The following is a 22,874-nucleotide window of genomic DNA, read 5'->3' on the forward strand; positions in this document are numbered from 1 at the left end:
GGTGCAGCAGAAATGGCAACGCTGGAATATAGCATCACGCAAGTGGTTATGGATCATTATGGTGATAGGTCTGATCGGTGCGCTTCCGGTCGTATATGACCGTCTACAGACAGAGAAGTCTTCCAAAACGGTTGAGTTTGTCTTTGATTACCGCGATCTGGTTGAGGTTGCGAGCTACCGGGAGAACCCGCAGGATTATATCAACGAGCAGCTGGACCGGCTGAAGGCAGCCGGTGTTCAGAGTATGGCTATCTATGAGAATACATTGGAGGATTTCCGCAAGGCGCGCCGCCTGATGATCTGGGGAGCGTCTGATATCGCCAATCTTACCGATACTGTGATTCCGGAGAATGAGAACTATACATATGTCCTCTTTACCAGTGCGAAGAACAGTGAAATGCTCTCACCGGTTATCCGCGATGCCTTCAGCAGACTGGACATCCGGACGGAAGAATGGAACTACCGCGGCCAGCAGGGGCTGATCATCCAGACACCGCTGGAGGATGCAACGCTCAAGCCGCTGCAGCCGGACCCGATTACCCTGGAAATGCTGCACGGGAAGGGCTTCAGCATTGTGCCCCGGCTTGTAGACTCTCTGGCATACAATCAGGATGCCGTGAAGAAGCTGCTGGACCGTTACGCCGAGCTTGGCGTCAAGCGGATTCTTTTTGAAGGGGAGTCTGTCAAAGGGTACTCCGATGATGCAGATACGGGCAGTCTGACCGTCTTCGCCGATCTCCTGAAGCAGCACGGGATGGGAATTGCGGCAATCGAGAATATTAAGGTTCAGCAGAAGGGCTTCTCCAAGCTGGCTTATATGCTGGATTACAACGTGACGCGCCTGTATTCACTCAGCGAGGCGGATTCCAGCCTGAAGACTGAAGTGATCGCAGACCGTTTCGCGCTGGGCACCAAAGACCGCAATATCCGCATGATCTATCTGAATACGATTCCCTCCAGAGACACCAAGAAGGCTGCTATCACAGATACGCTGGATAACCTGATTGAGAGTCTCAGCGGACCTGAGGGTGCAGTGGCCAAGATTGAGGCGAACGGCTTCAAGATTGGACAGGCTACAGCATTTGATGTGAGCGACTCCTCCTTCCAGCGTTACTTCAAGCTGATTGCGGTAATCGGAGCGGTGGCTATGGTTGCGCTGCTGTTCTCCTACTTCATTCCTTGGCTTACTCTGCCTGTATGGGTGCTTGGACTGGTTGGAAGTGCAGGTCTGCTGGTTCTGAAGCCGGCATTATTTGAACAGGCGCTTGCGCTTGCCGTAGCCATAAGTGCGCCTACCCTGGCTATAATTCTGGCTATCCGCAAAATTAATGAGATGGGTCCGCCTTTGCGCGCCAATCCGTTAACCTTTGCCGTAATGAGCCCGCGCCGCCGTCTGACGCATAGTCTGGTCCTGTATGTCAAAACTGCGTTAATCACCTTCAGTGCGGTGCCTTTCGTCATTGCACTGCTGAACAATATCACCTATGCCCTGGTACTGGAACAGTTCCGCGGTGTGAGTCTGCTGCATTTGGCCCCGATCGGGCTTACCGCAATCTATGTGCTTTTGTACCGTGGGGATTTTGCCTTTAACAAGACAGGTAAGCTGCTGCGGACGCCGATTACACTCGCTATGGTCATTGCCGCCGGTGTGATCGGTATCGTGGGGATGTATTATTTGAGCCGGACCGGGAATGCCGGAAGTGTAAGTGCACCGGAGAAAATCCTGCGTGTCTTCCTGGAGAATACCGTCGGGGTAAGACCGCGTAACAAGGAATTCCTGCTGGCACATCCGCTCTTTATCCTCGGCGCATTCTTGGCCTATAAATATCGGAGCGCAGCCTTCATTATGATTATTGCTGTTATTGGGCAGTTATCTATGGTGGATACCTTTGCCCATATTCATTCACCTGTGCTGATCTCGCTGATCCGCGGACTCCTGGGTCTTGGACTCGGCCTGATCATCGGTATTATCGCTGTTGGGGTATGGCAGATTGCGGAAGGATGTTGGAAACGATGGTCACCACTCCTCAAAAAATTGTAATCTCCGGTTTCTACGGCTTCCGCAACAGCGGAGACGAAGCCGTTCTGCAGTCGATTCTGAATGCTCTGCGCAAGCAGTCCCAGGCCGCCGGAATAACGCTTGCGCCTGTGGTCTTATCCATTGATCCGGAGTGGACGGCTGCCACGTACGGGGTGGAATCTGTACACCGGATGAAGCTGGGAGAGGTCCGCAGAGCCATATCAGAAAGCTCGGGCCTGATCAGCGGCGGCGGCAGCCTGCTTCAGGATGTTACAAGCAGCAAGACCATTCCGTATTACCTTGGTATTATCAAGCTGGCCCAGTGGATGGGGAAGCCGGTATTTATCTATTCCCAGGGAATCGGCCCGGTGAACCGCAAGCTGTTTCATCCGCTGATCAAATCCATTTTCCGGAAATGTGCCTATATCTCCGTGCGGGATGAACAGTCCCGCCTGTTGCTTCAGTCTATGGGGCTTAGTATTGATAAGGTAGAGGTAGTACCTGACCCGGTTATGGGTCTGGAGTTGCCTGAGGATATGCAGCCAGGGGTAGAAAAAGGGACGTTGATTGGGGATACGCCAGATCCTGGCCTGCAAGTTGTGCCCGCTACTGTAGGTGTCTCTGTCCGCTTCTGGGAGCAGTCCCGTAAGGAGCTGGACGCGTTGGCTGAAGGCCTTGTGAAGGCTTCTGCGGTCCAGCCGCTCCATGTACACTTTCTGCCCTTCCATCATTCTGCGGACAATGAGGCTTCCCGCTATGTAATGCAGAAGCTGGGCCGGAGTATAGAAGACAATGGAGGATCGGTAACGATCCGTGAGGATGCGCTTCATCCGCTGCAGATGCTGCGGGAGGTAAGCCAGTGCCAGGCGCTTATAGGCATGCGGCTGCATAGCCTTATCTATGCTGCGGGACAGCGTGTTCCGCTGATGGGCGTCTCTTATGATCCGAAGATTGATCATTTTCTTGAGCGGGTGGATTGTCAGCCGGTAGGCAAGACAGATACACTGGAGGCAGACAAGGTGGCTGTCGGGCTTCTGGAGCTGCTGAGCTCAGGGGAGCGCTGGAAGCAGGAGCGGGAGCCGCTGATTGCCGCGCTCACCCAAGAGGCAGAGGCGCCGGCCCGGCGAATTGTCCAATATTTCGGCCGTAAAGGATGAGTGACAAGTGAAAGCAGATAGCGCATTACCGACAGTACCCATTTTTGGTATACGAGTATCCAAGGCGGATATGAAGACCACCGTTTCCTATCTGACAGAGGCGGTTCATAAGCGTGAGCCTCATCAGGTAATTACTGCCAATCCGATTATGGTCATGGCGGCGCTGGAGAATCCGTCTTATATGGAGATTATGAAATCAGCAGAGCTGGTTGTCCCTGACGGAACCGGAGTGGTGTGGGCCGCGAATTATTGTCAGGAGCCTGTAGCTGAGCGTGTAGCGGGCTTTGATCTTTTACATGAATTATTGCACCAAGGCGAAAGCTATAACTGGAGAGTATATTTGCTCGGTTCAACCCCTGAGGTGATTCGCGAGACGGCTTCCCGGTTACAAACAAGATATCCCGGTATTGTCATCGCAGGATATCATGACGGGTATTTTGGTCCGGCAGAGGATGAACAAATTGTGGGCGGAATCCTTGAAGCGAAGCCTGACTTGCTCTTTGTTGCCAGAGGAGCGGACAGCCAGGAGCCATGGATCGCCAAATACAAAGCCCGGCTGCAGATCCCGGTGATGATGGGTGTCGGCGGGAGCTTTGATGTGATCTCCGGCAAGAGCCGCCGTGCCCCTGTGGCCTTCCAGAAATTAAGGGCAGAATGGTTATACCGGCTGCTCAAGGAACCTACACGTTACAAAAGAATGCTTGCGCTGCCGAAATTCGCAGTAAAAGTGGTACGAGAGAAAGATAAAGTCACAAAAGACCAGTAAAATGAGGAAATTTACTGAAAAAATCCGTGGTATCGCCTAAAAACAGTATTGGAATTTGTTTTTGGTTCAGCGTATAATTCAATGCGGTAGAGAAATGGAGGTCGACTTTTCACATGTTAATTATATACATCGCCGGATTCGTTGTGTGCATGGGGCTTGCACTGCTTTTGACGCCGTTCGTGAAGAAATTCGCCATTAAGATCGGTGCGACAGATGTGCCAAATGCCCGGAAAGTGCATACGAAGATCATGCCCCGCCTTGGCGGACTCGGCATATTTCTGGCGTTTGTGTTAGGCCTGCTTGCCGTATTACCGATTATTCCGTATGACTTCACTCCCCGGGAGGCTAATTTCATTAAAGCGCTGCTATGCGGCGGAGGCCTGATTGTGTTGATCGGCGGTCTGGATGACCGTTTTGAGCTATCAGCCAAAGTGAAGCTGCTGGGCCAGATTGCCGCTGCCTGTATTGTAGTTTTCGGGTTTGGCATCACGGTAGATTTCGTAAATATTCCTTTTCATAATAGCTATTCTTCCTTGGAGAGCTGGATTGCCATCCCTCTGACGATCTTCTGGATTGTCGGCGTCACGAATGCCGTGAACCTGATTGATGGGCTGGACGGGCTTGCAGCAGGCGTATCCGGTATTGCCATTGCTACGATTGCCGTCATGGCCTTCCTGATGGGGAACACCATGGTTGCCCTGCTCTGCCTGCTGCTTCTGGGCAGCATTCTGGGATTCCTGTTCTTCAACTTCCATCCCGCCAAAATCTTCATGGGAGATACGGGCTCGCTGTTCCTGGGCTTCTGCCTGGCACTGCTTGCACTCCTCGGCTTCAAACAGATTGCGGTGGTCTCATTCATCACACCACTCCTGATTATCGGAGTTCCGTTATCGGATACGTTCTTCGCCATCGTCCGGCGCAAGCTGCAGAAGAAGCCGATCTTCGCTCCGGACAAAGGCCATCTCCATCACTGCCTGCGTGAGCTGGGCTTCAGCCACCGCCAGACGGTACTGATTATTTACGGTATTGCCGCATTCTTCGGTATCCTGGCAGTCATCCAGACCTCCGCTTCGCTCTACGAAGCCAACTGGGTTACCTTCGTAGTCATCTGCGTCATGCTCTTCTTCCTGCAGATCGGCGCAGAGATCACCGGCGTCATCAGCAAGACGAAGCGTCCGGTGATTGATTTGTTTTTGCGGATGCGGATGAAGGTTGGGCAAGAGCGGGGCAGTAAGCTATAATTTCTTTTGAAGCTGAATACAATTCACAAATTGTTTCATTAAATATCCGTGCGTAACCTTCCATAAGGGTACGCCCTTTTTTTTGTCTTATTGCAGATCTGGATGCCGCTTACAGAAAAGTTGGGCGGAGTCCTTCATATTATGGGCTGCTGGACCGATAAAATAATTATCATCAACAAAAGGGAGAGGTTAATGACATGCAGCGCATGAAAAAAACATTTATCTGGACACTTCTGCTCGCTTTATTGGTATCCTTAGTCCCGCCTGGACTTATGAATATTGCGGCGGCTGCAGATAAGCCGACCAGTTACTTTACACCGGATAATCAAAAGCTGCGGAATACGGTTGATCTGACTTTACTTCCGTCTTCTTCAGTGCCGTCAAAGCAAATTGCCAGAGATAATGTATTGCAGGTGACAGATGCAAGCCTGACAGTTACAGGTACCTTTACAAAGGTAACGAGTTCTACACTCGGAGCAAATGTACAATTATTAAATTGGGATCAGCAGAACAACAAATGGCTGGAAGATCCTACACACGTAACACCGGGAGTGGTCCAACTGGATGTTGACAGCCCCGATAACCGTTTCAGTGCCAATCTGACCCTGTATCCTGGTATGAACCGGATAACATTGACCGGATCACAGGGCAGCAATGACCGCTCAGAAGCATTTTATGTTCTGTTTGATAAGGTCCCCTATGTGGAGAAGCTTCAGGTTCTTGGGGGATCAGAGAAGCTGAATTTGAATGAAGGCGCTCAGTTGGTGGTAGCTAACAAGGAAATTACACTTGAAGGTAAGGCCCAGAATGCTACTAAGGTTACAGTTTCTCTTAATGATGGTACTGCTTCAAGCACATCATTATTGCAGGATGGCACTTTCTTTTCCCAGCGTATGGAGCTTAAGCCTGGGGTGAACAGCCTTAAGCTGGTTGTACAGAATGGTTCTGACACACTCAGCTTTCAATATTCAATTTTCTATTATGATGAGAAGAACCCAATAGTCGCTATGTACTTAGGGGATAGTACCGGTCAAGGGCAAGACCTCTTGTACGGAGATCAGCCGGTGATGACAGAGGATAAAGATACTGCCAGCCTATTTGTCCAGATGATGGTTCCAGACAATGCCGGAGTGCCTTTCAGCGGTTCGGCAGTTGTGAAGCTGGATAGTGTAGTACCTGCTATTGAATATGGAGGAGGATTAGAACTTCAAAGCAATGGCAAAGTATCTTTGGTAGGAGATAAAGAAATTTTGGTGCCATCCCCAATTAAGGATGCGCCTGCTTATCGGTTGGTAACCTTTAAAATCCCTCTGACTCTAAACAAGGATAATGCAACACCGGCTAACCGTTTAGAAAAGCAGACGCACAATCTTTCAGTAGCGTATGGAACCAAGACCGTTAACCGGTCCATTGATTTTCAGTATATGAAGAATAACATTGTAATTACAGATATGAAGTATTTGCCGGGATATGACCCAACAACAGGGATAGTACCTGCCGGAGTAGCGCTGAATGGGGCTAAGGTCGATTCTGGAGAATTCTATATCTTGGTCAAAACCAATACGGCAGTAACAACCACACCTGTTAATCTAACTGCACAATATTTGCCTTTGTCCACCAGAGTGTTGACTCCTGAATGGGTGAAGTCGCCATCGTCTACAGAGCACATCTTTAAAATTACTGATTTCCAGAACGGAAATCAGACTGTTCGCTTCAAGATTAGTGGTTCTTCCTCAAATAAGGACGTAAATATTTCATTTGCTTCCAAGAGCTATATTTATGTATCCAACCTTACGGATGGACAGACTTATGTGATTAACTCCAGCGAGAGCAAAGTATTGAACGTAAAAGGACAGTATATCGATTTTAATCTGGGAAGTAGTTACTTCCTGGCTGAAATGTATGTGAATGGAATAAAAATGAAGCCTACTGGGACTGAGAAATGGCCCAACCCAAGTGACGGTACTTTTTCAGTGGATTTAAAGATTGATGCCAAAGAGGGACCCATCGTATTTGGAGAGAACAAAATTGTTCTGACAGGAACAGGGGTAGATGAAAAAGGACAGGTCCGTGAGGTCCGTAAGGAGCTGCGCGTCTATATTCTCGATGAGAATGTATCAACCATCAGCAAGTTCCAGCCGGCCTTAGGCACAGGGAGACCTACATTCCCGGACGCTAATTTTGGACCAACGGATGTACTGCTCACGAAGCTGTTCAATTTGACACCTGATTTTATTTATAATGAAACAAAGTATACAACTAGTCTAAAAACCTACGATTTGGTGCTGCGAGGCAGCGGGGCTGTGAAGCTGAACCTGAACCTGGGTACCAAAAATATATTGTCGCTTGATATTCCGGCTAACGCCAGTGCTGCTAATACAGCAAGCCCGGTGTTTGCAGATCAACGTTACACCACCAGCTTTGCTGGCAGTCAAAAGGACTTCGTAATGCGGATTCAGGATCTTACTAATGATACACCGGGAACCTACATCTATACGCTTGAGCTAATCAACAGCACGGGTGCCAAGACTAGCCAGAAGCTGGAGCTGATCCGGGAGGTTAGTGCTTACCGCATTCTGTCTCCTCAGCCCTCTGTAGGGACTCAGTATGTTGTGAATAAGAACTTTGTTCATTTCGATATTGAGGCTGAGGGAGCTACAAATGTAATTATTGACAAAGAGCAGGCCGTTAAGCGAACGGATCTGGGACCGGGCAGGTTCGTTCTGGATTACGTAGGCTTGAAGCCAGATAAGGCAAACAGCATCAAAATTCAAATTGTCAGAGGAAGCAGTACAAGTACAGATACTATCTCAATATTCTATACGGGCACTGTAGCAGTTGATTCGCAATACATGGCGCCTAAGGTAGCGGACAAATACAGTGTATTTAATAAGAAGCTGGAATTGACCTTCCCGAAAGGGACTGTAATGCAAAGTACAGATACACGCAATCTGAAGAAGTTCTATCCTGATACCAAACTTCGCTTCGGTATTGCTGAACCGACAACAGGAGTGGTGGAACGCCGTAACGATTATGGCAATGTCATCGGCTTCCCGGTAACATTTGAAGAGAGCGGAATTCCTAACTGGACCATTCCCGATGAATTCTCACTTCGATTCAGTTCTCCATATGAGAGCAGTAACTTTGTAAGAATATCCGATGTGTACTGGATTAGCGGAGGCTTGGGCGAATTGGGTACAGTATCGACTGGAGGGTACATTCCTGCAACGAATGGCCTGGCTCCATATTCTGTAGATGGTTTGTTCGGTGATCCGCAGACTCCGGCAGAACGCAAGATCACTCCATCCAAGCGGGGGAAACTAACACTGGCTTTTGACTCCAATGTTGTTGATGACGCGGGGACTGTTGTCACTGTATTCCAATATAACTCCAACCGTGAATGGGTGAATATTGGTGGTACTGTGGATACCAACAAGCATACAATCAGTGTTCCGTTTGATGAATTTGGTTATTACAAGGTTATGAAAATGAGCCGTGGCTATAACGACATTACGAATCACCAATGGGCCCGGAACATTCTTAATGCCCTGTATTCCAAGGGGATCATGAATAATCTTCGTTTTGAACAGTTTGGCACAGACGATCAGACAACAAGAGGAGAGTTTGCAACCCTGCTTGTTAAGGGCTTGAATCTGCCGCTTAACTACGATAGTAATAAGACCTATTCAGATTTGGTTCCAGGGGCCAGTTCAGTAACCTGGGATTATGAACATATTGAGACAGCATCCAGAGCCGGAATTGTGACTGGACTTACCGATGGGGTTTTTGGTCCAGATCAACCGATTACGCGTGAGCAAGCGGCTGTGATGATTGCCAGAGCACTTAAGCTGAAGCTGCCGGTTAATGATCAGAAATTAAAGGATGCAGTAGCCAAGTCCTTCCTGGATTCCGGTAAGATAGAGTCTTATGCATTAGCCGCAGTTCAGGCCGTGTCAAAGGCTAAAATTATGAATGGGGCTGAAGTGACCACTACGGGACAAAAGAAGGCTTCGTACAACTTTAATCCTAAAGCCAATATGACCAGAGCTGAGGCTGGTAAAATTGCTGTGGAGCTTTTGAAGAAAAGCACTACAATTTTCCCTAAAACCCTGAGCTAGGCAGTAACAGTCCTAGAGTAAAAACCTTATTCAGGTTAAATTACCATTCGGACATCTTTGTAATCTGCTCCCATTTGCGTTACAATGTCAAAGAAACCATTTTTACGTGAAAGGTGAAAGCCATCGATGAAACCGATTTTATCAAAAGCACAATTGGATTACACGAAAGCAAAGAATATGTTTGAGAATAGAGCAAAGGTTATGGAAAAGGAAATTGCAGCGAAGCGGGCTCTGCAGGAGATCACTCAGGAGGTAATGGAAGAGCTTGTCCAAGCAACTGGCTTCCATGATGCTTATAATGAACTGGTTATTGCTGAGAATGCTTTGATCGATTGGTCCCATAGCACCATCAAGCATGAGAAGACCTACCGTGAGAACCGCGCAGCGATTGATGCCATGTATGAGAATGTAAATGCAAGTCCTGAGAAGCGCCAGGAGTTAATACAGCTATCGATGAAGATTCGATAGCCCTGGATATACTGAGTTGAAGGAAAGGCTGCTGAGTTGATCTCAGCAGCCTTTCTTTATGTCAATCATTATCCGGGAATGTGTTAACCCTGTTGCAATGTGGGTATATACTTATTAGCTCGAATGCTGGTCAACAAAAACACCACGTTCAGTATGCAATATTTGTTTGTAAACTTAGCAAATATTGTTTAATGACGTTTGGAATGCCTCTATGCTATACTGATTCCCGTAGCCACCCAACATTAACAATAGTTAGTAGAACATACATATTGTATCTTCTAGAGTATCGGGGCAGGGATACAGCAGGGCAGAAAAAAATTTTTTAACCAAAGCGCAACTTTTTTGAAACTATTGCGTTTAAGGTGTAGAGTCACTTGCACGAGGCAATTGCGGAATGCCCTCAAGGCACTGTTCATTGCTAAATGGAAAAATTAGCTTTACGTGACTAGAGGCACATTGTATAATACTTAGGTAGAATTAGGAATCTAGTATTACTATGCCTTGAAGCTGTTTACAAGTTTCTGTGATACCCGTCACAGACATTATTTATACTTAATCTGCTCAACTCGGGAAAGGGGGTGCTCGACAAATGAGTGATATGAGCTACACAACTAAAGAAAAATCCCAGTTCATGAATGTCCAAGGAGGAGAAAAAAAGGTTATGAAGAAAATTTTATCCGTAGCATTATCTACAGCAATGGCATTCTCGATGTTTGCCTCTGTAGCATTTGGTGAAACAGCAAAGGTAACTCCACAACAAGCATTTGATGCTTTAGCAGCAAAAGGTGTTGTTAATGGGTTCCCGGATGGAAAGGCTCATCTTGATAAAGATCTGACTCGCGGAGAATTCGCTAAGATCGTTACTAAATTGTTCGGTCTTACTGAAGTAACTGGCAAGTTGTCTTACAACGATAAAGGTTACAACGCTAAAAACTGGGCTGTTCCTTACATCGAAGCAGTTACTGCAGCAGGATTGATGCAGGGTCAAGATACTGTTAAAGGGATCTTCAACTACAACGGTAAAGTAACTGTTGAAGAAGTAGCTAAAGTATTGGCTATCGCTCTTAAGCTGGAACAACCAACTACAACTGATAACGGTGCATCTGTATGGGCTAAAGGCTATGCACAAGCAGTTATCAACGCTGGTCTGGTAGCTAAAGATACCAACTTCAAAGCTAACGCTCTTCGTTCTTTGGTAGTTGAAACAGCTTACTATGCTGACCAAATCGGTAAAGTTCCTACATTGACTGTTGCTACTGCTGAAGCAGTAAGCCCAACCAAAGTAGTTGTAACTTTCTCTGACAAAACTACTGCAAACGTTGAATTGACAACTGCTCTGGTAGCAGGCGTTGAAACAACAATCAACTTCAAACACCTTGAAAAGGACTACACTGCAAAAGTAACTCTGCAGGCTCCTAAGGTAGTTTCCGTAACTGCTCCAAACGCTAAGCAACTGGTTGTTAAATTCAACCGTGCTATTGATGGAGAAACTCTTGTTGAAAACACTGCTAACGGCGCGAAATTGATTGATGAAGTTGTTAAAGTAACTCGTGTTAACAACAGCGATCAATTGGTGAATGCTAATAACGCAAACGTAGTTCTGGCTTCCGACGGTACAGAAGCTTGGATCACATTTGCAGGTAGTGAGTATCTTAAAGGTACTTACACTGTTGTAATTAAGGACAGCGTGAAAACAACTGCCGGAGAAGCTATCCCAGCCTTCACTAACCTGTTGACTGTTGCTGATACTACTGCTCCAACTGTTGCTTCCGTATCCTCTGTTGCTAAAACAACAACAAACAAAGTTTACGTTAAACTGAGTGAGCCAGTTAAAACTGCTGGATTGATCGCATACGTTAACGGTGCTCCAGCAAGTGTGAGCCGCGATACTTATGCTCCACTTGACGAAGTGACTTTGAACACTGGTTCTGCATTGACTAGTGGCGCAACTTATGATGTATCCCTGACTAATCTGACTGATTATGCGGGAAATGTTGCTAACCCTAATCCAACAAAAGCTTCAGTCACTGTAACTGCTGATTCCGCTGCTCCTACAATCGTAAGCGCGACTGCAGAAGGCGACAAGAAAGTTAAAGTTGTATTCAATAAAAACATTGATTTCAATTCTCTGGTAGGTAGCGTACGTTTGCTCGACCCTAACGGTGAACTGAAGAGTGTTATGCAAATCAATGCTGGTGTTGATGGCAAGACGTTTATCTTGACTTCAACTATGGCGAGCCTGCCTGAGAGTGGAACATTCACAGGAACAATTGTTTTCGGAGCAAGTGTTCGTGATACACTTGGTAACACTCTGGGAACTGCACTGTCCCAACCAATCACTTTCACTAAGGATACAGTAGCTCCAACGGTAACTAGCGTAACTTACAAAGCTGGAACTGGTATCACTATCAAGTTCTCTGAAGAAGTTACTTATGGTAATGTTAATGGTCTGACTTTGATCAATGACTCTACTGGTGTTGCTAATACTGATCTGACTTATACTGGCCGTTCTAATGATGGCAAGTCTTTGACATTCAAAGTAGGAACGACTGCTGTAGTTGGTGCTCAAACTCTTCGTCTGCCTGCAGGCCTTGCGGCTGATACGAGCTACGCCAAGAACAAATCTGCTGCAACAGTATTGCCTGTAACAGGAAGCAGTGCATCTACTGATACTGAAAGACCAACAGTTATCAGCGCTGTATACCAAACTGAGGTTGAGACTAGCGCAGATTACGTAATCCGTGTAACTGCTACGGATAACTCAGAACTTAACATCAAATCGCTTCAAGATAATAACAGTTATACGTTGGCTGACGCTGCACTTCCAGTAGGTTCTTATGTAACACTGCTTCCTGCAACAAGTGGCAGCACTACAAGAGTTGCAGAAGTTCACATTCCTAAGTCCAGCATTAGCGAAACTAAAAACTACAAGTTCACAGTTGCTGGTATTGTGGATACTGCCGGAAACGGTTTGGACGTTGCTTTTGAACAGGTCATCAAACTGGGTGATAGAGTTAGACCTACATTGTCTTCTGCTGTAGTATCTGCTTCTGACAGCAAAACAATGATTCTGACATTCTCTGAAGCAGTTAAGAATGCAGATGCTAATGACTTTATCTTCACGCTGAATGGTACTCCTGTACAGCCTTCATCATTTGCTACTATCGGTAATGCTTCTGTGGCCGATAAGTTCTATGTAACATTCAACGATGCAAATGGAGTTATCGATCTTAATGGTAACACTGTTTACACATTGACTGTGAAAGTTAGAGATGTAGCTCCTGTGGCTAACATCACTGACGTTGAAGGTAACAATGTTAACACTGGTACTTCCATCACTGTTAAGTAATCTCCGATTACTGCAAGGAAGAATAGCCTCTTCGGAGGCTATTCTTTTTTTATAGCCATTTATCCCACTATGAGGAGGAATCACATTTGAAGACTGCTTGGAAAGTTACGATGTCTGCAGTGCTGCTGGCGGGTGGACTGTGGGCAGGCTCCATGCTCAACATAACGGCTGAAGGCGCCGGTGTTGGATCACAGCCAGGAACGGCAGAGGACCCGGTGGTTACTAAGAGCTATGTGGACCAACAGATTCAGAAGGCTTTGCAGGGTGGAACAATTAGTCCACCTACTCAGGCTCCGGCTGCAACTGCAACTAATGCACCGGCTGCAACCACAGCTCCTACCAAAGCGCCGGCTTCCAGTTCGGGTGATACAGGCAATACGGGCAATGCCAGCGAAATCGTTGATGTGAAACCTGGACAAACCCTGATTGCCGGGGCGGGTGCAGAATTTATTGTTCGCGCCGGCAAAGCGGTTATTTATTCCCAAGATGCTAATGGGGTAGCTGATTTGACGGATGGTGTCGATTTGGCGAATGGTGTAGCTGCGCCTACGAATCATCTGTTATCTTTCCCCCGGGATGGCCGTGGAATCGCTGTACAGAACGGTCAAACGATGAAAATCGTTGTTATGGTCCGTGGTGCATATACTCTGAAGTAGCTGCAATCTTTTTTTAGTACACTTCAATCGACATTTTTCTTTCTATATAAAGAATGCCCTATATTGGGTCTTCATATACCCCGGAACTCATTCCCACAGTTGACAAACATTAAGCCGACTCAGGCCTTTGGGATTCGTACACAATACCACCTGTAATCTTAAAAAAAATTCGCAGGAGGTGCTGTAACATGGCACGTACAAATCGCACTGTAGTACCAGAGAGCCGGGCAATGCTGAAACAAATGCAATATGAAATTGCTTCTGAATTCGGGTTATATGGAGCTTCGTACGGCGGAGGGATGGACACAGAGTTTGCTTCTGAGCTGGGGACAATTGGCGGAGCAAGCGTTTCTGGAGGAACTCCATATCTGGGGCATCTAAGCTCCAGAGATAATGGATCTGTTGGCGGGGAAATCACAAAGAGGTTGATCAAACAGGCGGAGCAGTCTCTTTTCGCATAACTGGCTTCAATTGACAGCCACCGGTAAATAAGATAATATGACCTTTGAGGAAGGCCGTAGACCTTTTCCATCCGGAAAAGGTTCATTTTTTGAATAAAACAGGCATTAGCCATCATAAATTATTATACTACTTATATTTGGCCTGTTATCTACTAGGGAGCCCCCTTGAATACAGTGTCAGATCAACAATATGGGAGGTTGTTGTGTATGTCGATCAAAGGGCGTCATCTGTTTACTTCTGAGTCCGTAACGGAGGGACACCCCGATAAAATCTGTGATCAGATATCCGACGCGGTACTAGATGCATTTCTTGCTAACGATCCTAATGCCCGTGTAGCTTGTGAGGTAGCTGTAGCAACAGGTCTCGTGCTTGTCATCGGGGAAATTAGCACCAAGTCTGAATATGTGGATATTCCGGCAATCGTACGTAATACTATTAAGGAAATTGGCTATACCCGCGCGAAGTTTGGCTTTGATTATAATACTTGTGCTGTCCTTAGCTCCTTGAACGAGCAATCGGCAGACATTGCCCAGGGTGTAAATGCTGCTCTTGAGCATCGGGACCCTGCGTCATTAGCTGAAGAGACTGCTAACATTGGTGCCGGTGACCAAGGTCTGATGTTCGGGTTCGCTACGAATGAGACACCTGAGCTTATGCCGCTTCCGATTGCCCTGTCTCACCGGATTGCCCGGCGTCTGGCGGAAGTCCGTAAAGATGGAACTTTGAAATATCTGCGTCCGGATGGCAAAACTCAGGTTACGATTGAGTACCAGGGCGACAAGCCGGTGCGTGTGGATACTATTGTTGTGTCTACCCAGCATGCAGAAGAAATTACCCTTGAACAAATTCAGGCAGACATCAAAGAGCATGTCATTCTTCCGGTTGTTCCGGCTGAACTATTGGATGAAGCCACTAAATACTTCATTAATCCTACTGGCCGTTTTGTGATTGGTGGTCCTCAAGGAGATGCCGGTCTGACTGGACGCAAGATTATTGTGGATACATATGGCGGTTATGCCCGTCATGGCGGCGGAGCCTTCTCCGGTAAAGATCCGACCAAAGTGGACCGTTCTGCAGCCTATGCGGCTCGTTATGTAGCGAAGAATCTGGTCGCTGCCGGCCTTGCTGACAAGTGCGAGATTCAATTGGCGTATGCTATCGGTGTTGCTACCCCTGTATCGATCAATGTGGATACATATGGAACGGGGAAGATCAGTGAGGAGAAGCTGGTTCAACTGATCAGCGATAACTTTGATCTTCGTCCGGCGGGAATCATCTCAATGCTGGATCTGCGTAAGCCTATCTATAGACAGACAGCAGCTTATGGACATTTTGGCCGCACAGATGTGGACCTTCCTTGGGAACGCGTGGATAAGGCGGATTTGTTAAAAGCCCAGTCCGGAATTTAAAGTTGCAGCAAATGAATTGAGCTAGTTTGCATAATGTCATCAAATTATAATCATGCCTATATAGTACTCCTCATCAGGGGGGATTATATGGGCTTTTTTTTGTGAAAAAAGCAAGCTGATGTGCCCTCAGCGGTCATCTTCTAAACTTTGGAAGCCCTTTAGCCGAAATATAACAGTATACAAATACAAGAAGTGCTGGAAGGGCTGAAAGGGGTTTTTTAAGAATGAAAAAGAAATTAAGAATAGGAACGGCAATTATCATTGCAGGCAATCTGCTGCTTGGTCTGGGCAGTCCGGCTATCGGTATACATACATCAGCGGTATACGCCGCTTCAGAATTCGGAATCAGCTTTGCTCCTGCGAATGGGGCTGCCTTTGTAAATGTCGGGGCTTCACTGGGGCTTAGCTTTGACCGCCAAGTGATCCCGCAAGCCGGGAAAATCACCATTACAGATGTAAATGCCGAAACGGTATTTACGGAAATTGCAATCGGGAGTGCAGGACTAATCGGAAACTCGTCAAGCTACGAGATCAAGCTAGGCGCCAGCCTTAAATTTGCTCCCTACAAAACATATAGCGTAAGTGTGCCTAAGGGGCTGTTCAAGGATAGTGCAGGCAATGAATCTGCGGCAACAAGCTGGAAGTTCACGACAGCCCCGGAGGTGAATCCGGCGATTACAGCAAGTACTATGTCTCCTGCCCTCAATTCCAGGGTAGAGGCTGCAAGCTTAACGGAGCTGAGTATACGCTTATCTGGAGTCCTTACAGCCGGAGGAGGCAGCGTCAGGCTGCTCTCGTCAGCGGATAACGCGGTTATACAGGAGTTTGCGATCAGAGATGGAGAACCTGGGGTAGCATTCCAGAGTGCAGATTCCTCGACAACGGTGACGTTGACACTGGCTAATAAGCTTCCGTCCGGAGGGAATTATTATGTGCTTATCGACGCTTATGCATTCAAGGATGCTAATAATACAACCTATCAGGGGATAGCAAGCGGCAGCGGCTGGAGCTTCTCCACGGTCGGCACGGGTACTATCTCTGCATCTACGGCTCCGGCCAATGCATCTTTTGGCGCATCGGTTAGTGGAGCCCTGAAGCTATACTTCGACCGCCCGATGAGTCCGGCCTCTGGAGTAATCTCGGTCGCTCCAGGTGTAGGGGACCCTAGAACAAGATGGTTGAATGTCAATTCAACGAATGTTACCGGTGGGGGAAGCTCGACAATCACTCTGTTGCCAGCCTCCGCAGCTTCACCGCTATTGAGCGGTACACTATATACAGTGACTATACCACAGGGAGCTTTTTATGATCAGGATGGTCATCTCTTTCCGGCTTCAGGCCCGTACTCCTGGACGTTCACGACAGCTTCACTGACAAGTCTGTCTGTAGCCGCGTTATCACCAGCAGACCGCAGTGAGTCGGTAGATATCTCCAAAACAATAGCGGTTAATTTCAACAGGGATGTTATCTATAATAGCACCGTCACGAACGGAGTTGTTCTGTACAAAAGCAATGGATCTAAAATGGATGCGGTAGTTCAGCAAGGCTCCTCTGCTAAAGAATTCATCATTAAGCCATCCGCAGCGCTGGAATCAGATACGATCTATTATATCGACATCGCCAAAGGAGCGTTCACAGATGCCGCAGACCCCAGTGTGCAGTATGAGGGATTAAGCGGTACCAAGTCCTGGAGCTTCCGTACTGTGGCCATAGATAAGACTCCACCCTCGCTGACGAGCGCAGTGCTGGAGAATAACCGGACGATCCGCCTGAGGTATAATGAGACGCTTAATGCTTCAGTGGCGCTGCTGGCTTCCAGCTTCGGCGTAACCGTCAATGAGGAAGTCCGGAATATTGAGAGTGCCTATATTCAAGGAGATAGTGTATTTGTAGTGATTAGCACAGGCATCGCTGTAGGCCAGAATGTAAAAATCAGCTATACCGGCGGCGTGCGGACAATTCAGGATGCGAGCGGGAATGCTGCGCCTACCTTTTCTGGACAGCAGATCACTAATACTATAGAATCGGCGCTCCCTACGCCCAAAGAAGGCAGAATTACTGGCAGAACGGTGACACTGACCTTCAATGATACGCTCAAAACAGTCTCTCCTTATGCATATGATCAGTTTGTGGTAACGACTGACGGCTACTCTCTTGGGGTGAACTCTGTCAGCTCCAGCGGCAACACCTTGTATTTAACAGTAGGTTCGGAGGTGGGCAATTCGGAGTCGGTCCGGGTATCCTACTACGCCGGTTCGTATCCGCTGGTTAGCTCTCTGGGGCAGAATATCGCCAACTTCGCTGAGTTTAACATCCGTAACAGTAAGGATAATGTGCCGCCGGTGTTCCAGAATGCGACGGGAGCGGGCAATAAGATCATTCTGAATTATAACGAAGGTCTGTCCACGATTAATTTGCCGATGAATAGCCAGTTATCAGTACTGGTTGGCGGTAAGCCAAACTATGTTACTAATGTATCGGTGAGTGGAACGCAGGCTACATTGACCCTTCAGAATGCCTTGCCGCTTAGCGGAACAGTGACGGTATCCTATGTTCCAGGTACTCTTGGGCTTAGTGATCTGAATGGTAATCGTGCAGCCTATGTTGATCTTCAGCCAGTGTCTGTAACTTCGGCCACGATAGTATCCGAGATCAGTGTAGCTACGGTGAAAGGCAATGAACTTAATGTTACCTTTACCAAGAGCATGCAGTCCTCTTCGAAATTGTATGTCAATCAGTTTGGGGTAAAGGCTGATGGTAGCAGCATTAATGTTCAGGATTTCAGCCTGTCCGGAACTCTTTTGAAATTGAATCTCTCGCAAGCAGTGACGGCTGGACAAAAGGTTGAGCTCTCTTACCTGTCTGGTGCAGGGATGATTACAGACACGAATGGGAACTCTCTTCCTTCCTTCAACTCACTGTCTGTTCAGAATCTGACCACTGGTGTAACCGGCAACGGAAGCCGCCCTTCTTATCTGGGAACCCTGGCTGCCAGTGAGTTTGGCAAGGAGTACCCGCTACTGAAGAGTGATTCTGCTCTTGCGGTTACAGATCTCTCGGTCTACAAGCAAATGGTTAAAAGATATGATCTGAATGCAGAGCGAATGGCTGCCAGTTATCAATATCTGAAGCTTGCAGGTGCGGATGAGTTGGTATTCGAGGTTCCCTCTACAGAGAAATCAGCCTATGTTACCGTTCCATTAAAAGCTCTATCGGATGCAGCCGCAAGCAACAAAAATGCAAAGCTGATCATCCGGTACGGAGATCATATGTATGGTGTAAAACTAAGCGATATTGATGTGAATTCGCTAATTGCTAGTTTGGGGACAGATATCGATAAGGTCTCACTTGTTCTGCGTATGGAGAGTGTTCCAGGCGGGACGTTCTATTCTTTCGAACAAAAAATAGGAAGTCAGGCCATGCGTAACGTTACCGGTCTTATAGATTTACGTCTAACTGGTTCTATTAAAGATAACTATTCCAACGCCAAAGAGTTAAATGTAAAAGGGCAATACACTGTTCGTAATGCTGCTGTACTGAACTCCGCACAAACAATGGCTGCTGGCGTAGATTCGACATACAATGATGCTATTTATTTGCCGGCCCAATTTGCTACTGTGGGCAGTAATAGCGTTGTTAGTGCACGCACGAATGGTAACCAGGTGGTGGGGGTGTTTATCTCCTTGCGTACATTTGGAGATATGACCTCCCATTGGAGTAAGACGGCTGTAGCAGAGTTAGCCGCCAAAAATATCATCGATAGCAGCTATGGTACAGCGTTTAAGCCTGATCAGCCGATCACCCGTTCTGAGTTCGCTGTGATGCTCAGCCGGGGCTTAGGTCTACAGGCAGTACGCGGTGGAGCTTCCCAGTTCAAGGATGTACGTCCTTTTACACAAACAAGTGATTTCATAGAAGCCGCTGCCAAAGCCGGCATCATCACCGGCAATACGGACGGGACCTTCCGTGCTGAGGATAAGATTACCCGTGAGCAGATGGCGATTATGATGGTGAGAGCGCTGGAGTACACGGGGCAATCGGTGACGCTGAGTGCATCGGTGATGGATACGCTTAGCCCGTTCAAGGACCGGGCGAAAATCCTGAGCCAGAGTATAGAGTTTGTAGCCAAGGCGGTCAAGGCGGGGATTATTCAGGGAGTGAGCACCACGCAATTCCAGCCGCAGGGTAATGCTACCCGAGGGCAGGCTGCGGTCATGCTGCAGCGGATGCTGAAATCGGCAGGCTATTTGTAAGGGGATTGTATAGTTAAGCAGAGCATCCGGTCTATGGGCCGGGTGCTTTTTTGGCATGCCTTGACAGTTCCAGCGTGACTCCGCCCAGCCGGTAAAACCTGCTAGTCCTCTCCAATTTTCGCAACTTTTCGAGCTGAATTCAGTCTATTAAAGGTATAGTCTATTACTATGAACTGATATCGGGAGCTTGATAGCGAAGTAGAAGAGTACAAATAGATGGGAGAGTTACACTGAAATGAATGAGTTTTTCATGGGGAAAAAGAGTACAGAGCACACACGGGGAAATCAATGGTCGCCTGCTAAAAAATGGATTGCTGCATCTCTGGCGGGTGTAATCTGGATCATGCCGGTTGTCGGGAGTGAAGGTGCAGGATGGCTGGGCGCAAGCACTGCGCCGGTAGCACAAGCAGCAGCAGCGTCCTTCTCGGCGACAAAACTGAGTGAAGAGGTTATCACTTCCGGTGCGATGATGATGAAATATAAGTTTACCACGGTGCGTTCCGGTAAGAGTGCCACAGGACTGGCCAGCGTCATTCGTGTCGATCTGAATAATCCTTATGTCTCTCTGGATGTAATGACCGGCAAAGGCGGGAATCTGACGACACGGCAGAGCACCGGGGGCATGGCGGCTGAGACAGGTGCGGTCGCGGCGGTGAACGGGGATTACTTCAATACCGGGGGAGAAGGTGCACCGATTGGCGGTCAGGTATCCGGCGGTGTGCTGGTGTCCACTCCTTCACAGCTGAACGGAATGTATGCTTTTGCAGTAACCAAGGACCGTAAACCTATGATTGATGAATATACGTTTGAGGGGATGCTGACCGCAGAGGATGGTTCCCAGTTCCCGCTGTCCGGCATCAACAAAGGGGCCTACAATCCCGAAGGCGGCAGTTCGACTTACAGTCATGCTAATGCCGCGTATATCTATACGGATGCATGGACAGCGCTGGAGCGGCCTAAGGGCAGCTCTACTACACCGACGGAGGTCCTGGTAGAGAATGATATCATTACCCAGATCTCGCTGGATTCGGCCCTGCCGGTCAAGGTGCCCAAGGGAGGCTATATTCTCCGTACACACGGGCTGGCTGCCCAGTTTGTCAAGGCCCATTTAGTTGAAGGGCAGAAGCTAAGCAGCACATACAAGCTCCGTTCCAAAACCACCCAGCAGGAGCTCGATCCTTCTACGCTACAGATGATGATCGGGGGGCATACGATTCTGGTCAATAACGGCAAGGCGTCGTCGTTCTCCCGTTCTACAAGCAGCATTGGCGGGTACCGGGCGCGTACAGCGCTGGGCTATTCCCAGGATGGCAGGTACGTATATGTCATTGCAGCCGAGAAGAATAGCAATAGTGCGGGTCTGTCGCTGACAGAGCTGCAATCCTTCATGACGAATATCGGGGTGTGGAAAGGGATTAATCTGGACGGAGGGGGCTCTACAACGATGGTAGACCGCCCGCTGGCTGAAACCTCGACTACACTTACCTTCAATACCGAATACGGCAAGGAGCAGCGCACAATCGTTAACGGCGTAGGGGTATATACTTCTGCCCCGCAAGGTGAAGTGAAAGGGATCAAGATCAGCGGCAGTTCGGTACTGTTAATCGGGCAAAAGGCCACATACTCCCTAAAGGGGTATGATACGTACTACAATCCGGTGGATGTAGCGGCGGCTAATCCGGCCTGGACCGCAAGCGGCGGCAGTGTGACTGTGAATGCGGGCGAAGCCACGGCCGTCAAGCCGGGAACCGTCAAGCTGAAGGCGACCAGCGGAACAGCAAGTGCCGAGACCGAGGTCACCGTTCTGGGCGGAGAAGACTTGTCCAGCCTGATTGCAGGTACAGCAACTGCACCGCTGCAAGCAGGAGCCACTGTATCGGTTCCGGTTAACGCGGTGTCGAAGAGCGGGGCAACGATAGCTGTTCCGGCAACCGCACTGAAGTGGGAGTTTATCGGCTTCAAAGGAAGTGTGGGGGACGGCAAGCTTAAAGTGGAGGCAGTCGATCCCGGCGTAACTACCGGATATGCGATTGCCCGCTATGACGGCTTCAGCACGGCGGTTGTTTTGTCTACTGCAGCTGCCACGGCGTGGGAGGATTTCGAGAATGCCAATTATCCGTTCACGTTCACTACCAATGCGGCAGGGGTTACTGGAACAGCAGCAGTAGTTGCGGGCAGCGCAGAGCGTGCAGGCTCGAAGGTCTTATCGCTTAGCTACGATATGAGTGCAGGCACCGGTAAAATGTACGCATACGCCCAGTTCAACGGTACAAAGGGCAAGGATATTCCGGCGGCGGCAACCTCAATGTCAGTCGATGTGATGGGGGACATGAGCCTGAACTGGATGCGTGCCGAGCTGACAGATGCCAGCGGAAAGACGGCCTATATTGATTTGGCGAAAGTTATCGACTGGAACGGCTGGAAGACGCTTAATCTCGATCTGTCCGGCTCAGGGATTAAATTCCCAGCTTCCCTTAAGAGACTTTACGTGGTAAATGTAGAAGAAGGCCAGGATGAACGGGCCAAGACAGGGACAGTGGCTTTTGATAATATTTCCTTCGTGATGCCATCGCTCTCCAGTGAGGCGGGACTGCCCAAAGGGACGGCGGCGATGAGCATTGGCGGCAAAGCGATGACGGTTAATGGCACCAAGCGGCCGATTGATGTCGCGCCGATCGTGAAGGACGGCAGTACGTATGTGCCGATAAAATATGTTCTGGACGCGTTCGGCGGCAATGCGGTCTGGGATGCGAAGACAAAGAAGATTATGGTCCTTCGGGGCTCTAAGGCGCTCGATCTGACCGTGAATAAGAAGGAGTTCGTACTGAACGGGAAGCGGCAGAGTGCTGAAGTAGCACCGATGATTCTGAATGCCAGGACTTTAGTACCGCTTCGACTCGTGACAGAACAGCTCGGACTCACTGTAAAATGGGAACAGAACACTAAGACCGTAACTATCGAATCGTGATATGTTA

12 protein-coding genes are annotated in these 22,874 nt (G+C 48.3%); all 12 read left to right on the forward strand.

Going from position 1 to position 22,874, the window contains the following annotated elements; all coding sequences use genetic code 11:
- Position 1 precedes the first annotated feature (1 nt).
- Positions 2–2,041 carry a DUF5693 family protein gene (locus MKY96_RS31460; protein ID WP_340946558.1) on the forward strand — a complete coding sequence of 680 codons (2,040 nt, stop codon included), beginning with the start codon at positions 2–4 and terminating at the stop codon, positions 2,039–2,041.
- Positions 2,014–3,177 carry a polysaccharide pyruvyl transferase CsaB gene (gene csaB / locus MKY96_RS31465; protein WP_340946560.1) on the forward strand — a complete coding sequence of 388 codons (1,164 nt, stop codon included), beginning with the start codon at positions 2,014–2,016 and terminating at the stop codon, positions 3,175–3,177. The genes MKY96_RS31460 and csaB overlap by 28 nt, the downstream gene beginning before the upstream one ends.
- Before the next feature lie 7 nt (positions 3,178–3,184).
- Positions 3,185–3,943: a WecB/TagA/CpsF family glycosyltransferase gene (locus MKY96_RS31470; RefSeq protein WP_036721695.1), complete on the forward strand. Its 759-nt coding sequence runs from the start codon at positions 3,185–3,187 to the stop codon at positions 3,941–3,943.
- 113 nt (positions 3,944–4,056) lie between these two features.
- A complete protein-coding gene (locus MKY96_RS31475; protein WP_036721693.1) occupies positions 4,057–5,184 on the forward strand; it encodes a glycosyltransferase family 4 protein in 1,128 nt (375 codons plus the stop codon).
- Between the two features lie 197 nt (positions 5,185–5,381).
- Positions 5,382–9,302, forward strand: a complete 3,921-nt coding sequence (locus MKY96_RS31480) for an S-layer homology domain-containing protein (RefSeq protein ID WP_340946562.1) — start codon at positions 5,382–5,384, stop codon at positions 9,300–9,302.
- 201 nt (positions 9,303–9,503) lie between these two features.
- Positions 9,504–9,770 carry a hypothetical protein gene (locus tag MKY96_RS31485; protein WP_445671505.1) on the forward strand — a complete coding sequence of 89 codons (267 nt, stop codon included), beginning with the start codon at positions 9,504–9,506 and terminating at the stop codon, positions 9,768–9,770.
- 589 nt (positions 9,771–10,359) lie between these two features.
- Positions 10,360–13,119: an Ig-like domain-containing protein gene (locus MKY96_RS31490; RefSeq protein WP_340946564.1), complete on the forward strand. Its 2,760-nt coding sequence runs from the start codon at positions 10,360–10,362 to the stop codon at positions 13,117–13,119.
- 86 nt (positions 13,120–13,205) lie between these two features.
- Entirely contained in the window at positions 13,206–13,775 is a 570-nt protein-coding gene (locus MKY96_RS31495) for a hypothetical protein (RefSeq protein ID WP_340946565.1), read from the forward strand.
- Between the two features lie 188 nt (positions 13,776–13,963).
- Entirely contained in the window at positions 13,964–14,236 is a 273-nt protein-coding gene (locus tag MKY96_RS31500; RefSeq protein WP_209868427.1) for an alpha/beta-type small acid-soluble spore protein, read from the forward strand.
- A gap of 207 nt (positions 14,237–14,443) precedes the next feature.
- Positions 14,444–15,646, forward strand: a complete 1,203-nt coding sequence (gene metK / locus MKY96_RS31505) for a methionine adenosyltransferase (RefSeq protein WP_076084485.1) — start codon at positions 14,444–14,446, stop codon at positions 15,644–15,646.
- A 224-nt stretch (positions 15,647–15,870) separates the two neighbouring features.
- Positions 15,871–19,899: an Ig-like domain-containing protein gene (locus MKY96_RS31510; RefSeq protein WP_340946566.1), complete on the forward strand. Its 4,029-nt coding sequence runs from the start codon at positions 15,871–15,873 to the stop codon at positions 19,897–19,899.
- Positions 19,900–20,149: 250 nt separating this feature from the next.
- Positions 20,150–22,867, forward strand: coding sequence for a stalk domain-containing protein (locus tag MKY96_RS31515; RefSeq protein WP_340946567.1), 2,718 nt, complete (start codon positions 20,150–20,152; stop codon positions 22,865–22,867).
- Positions 22,868–22,874: the final 7 nt, after the last annotated feature.

The sequence above is a fragment of the Paenibacillus sp. FSL R7-0302 genome, assembly GCF_038006885.1.
Lineage (GTDB): Bacteria > Bacillota > Bacilli > Paenibacillales > Paenibacillaceae > Paenibacillus_AQ.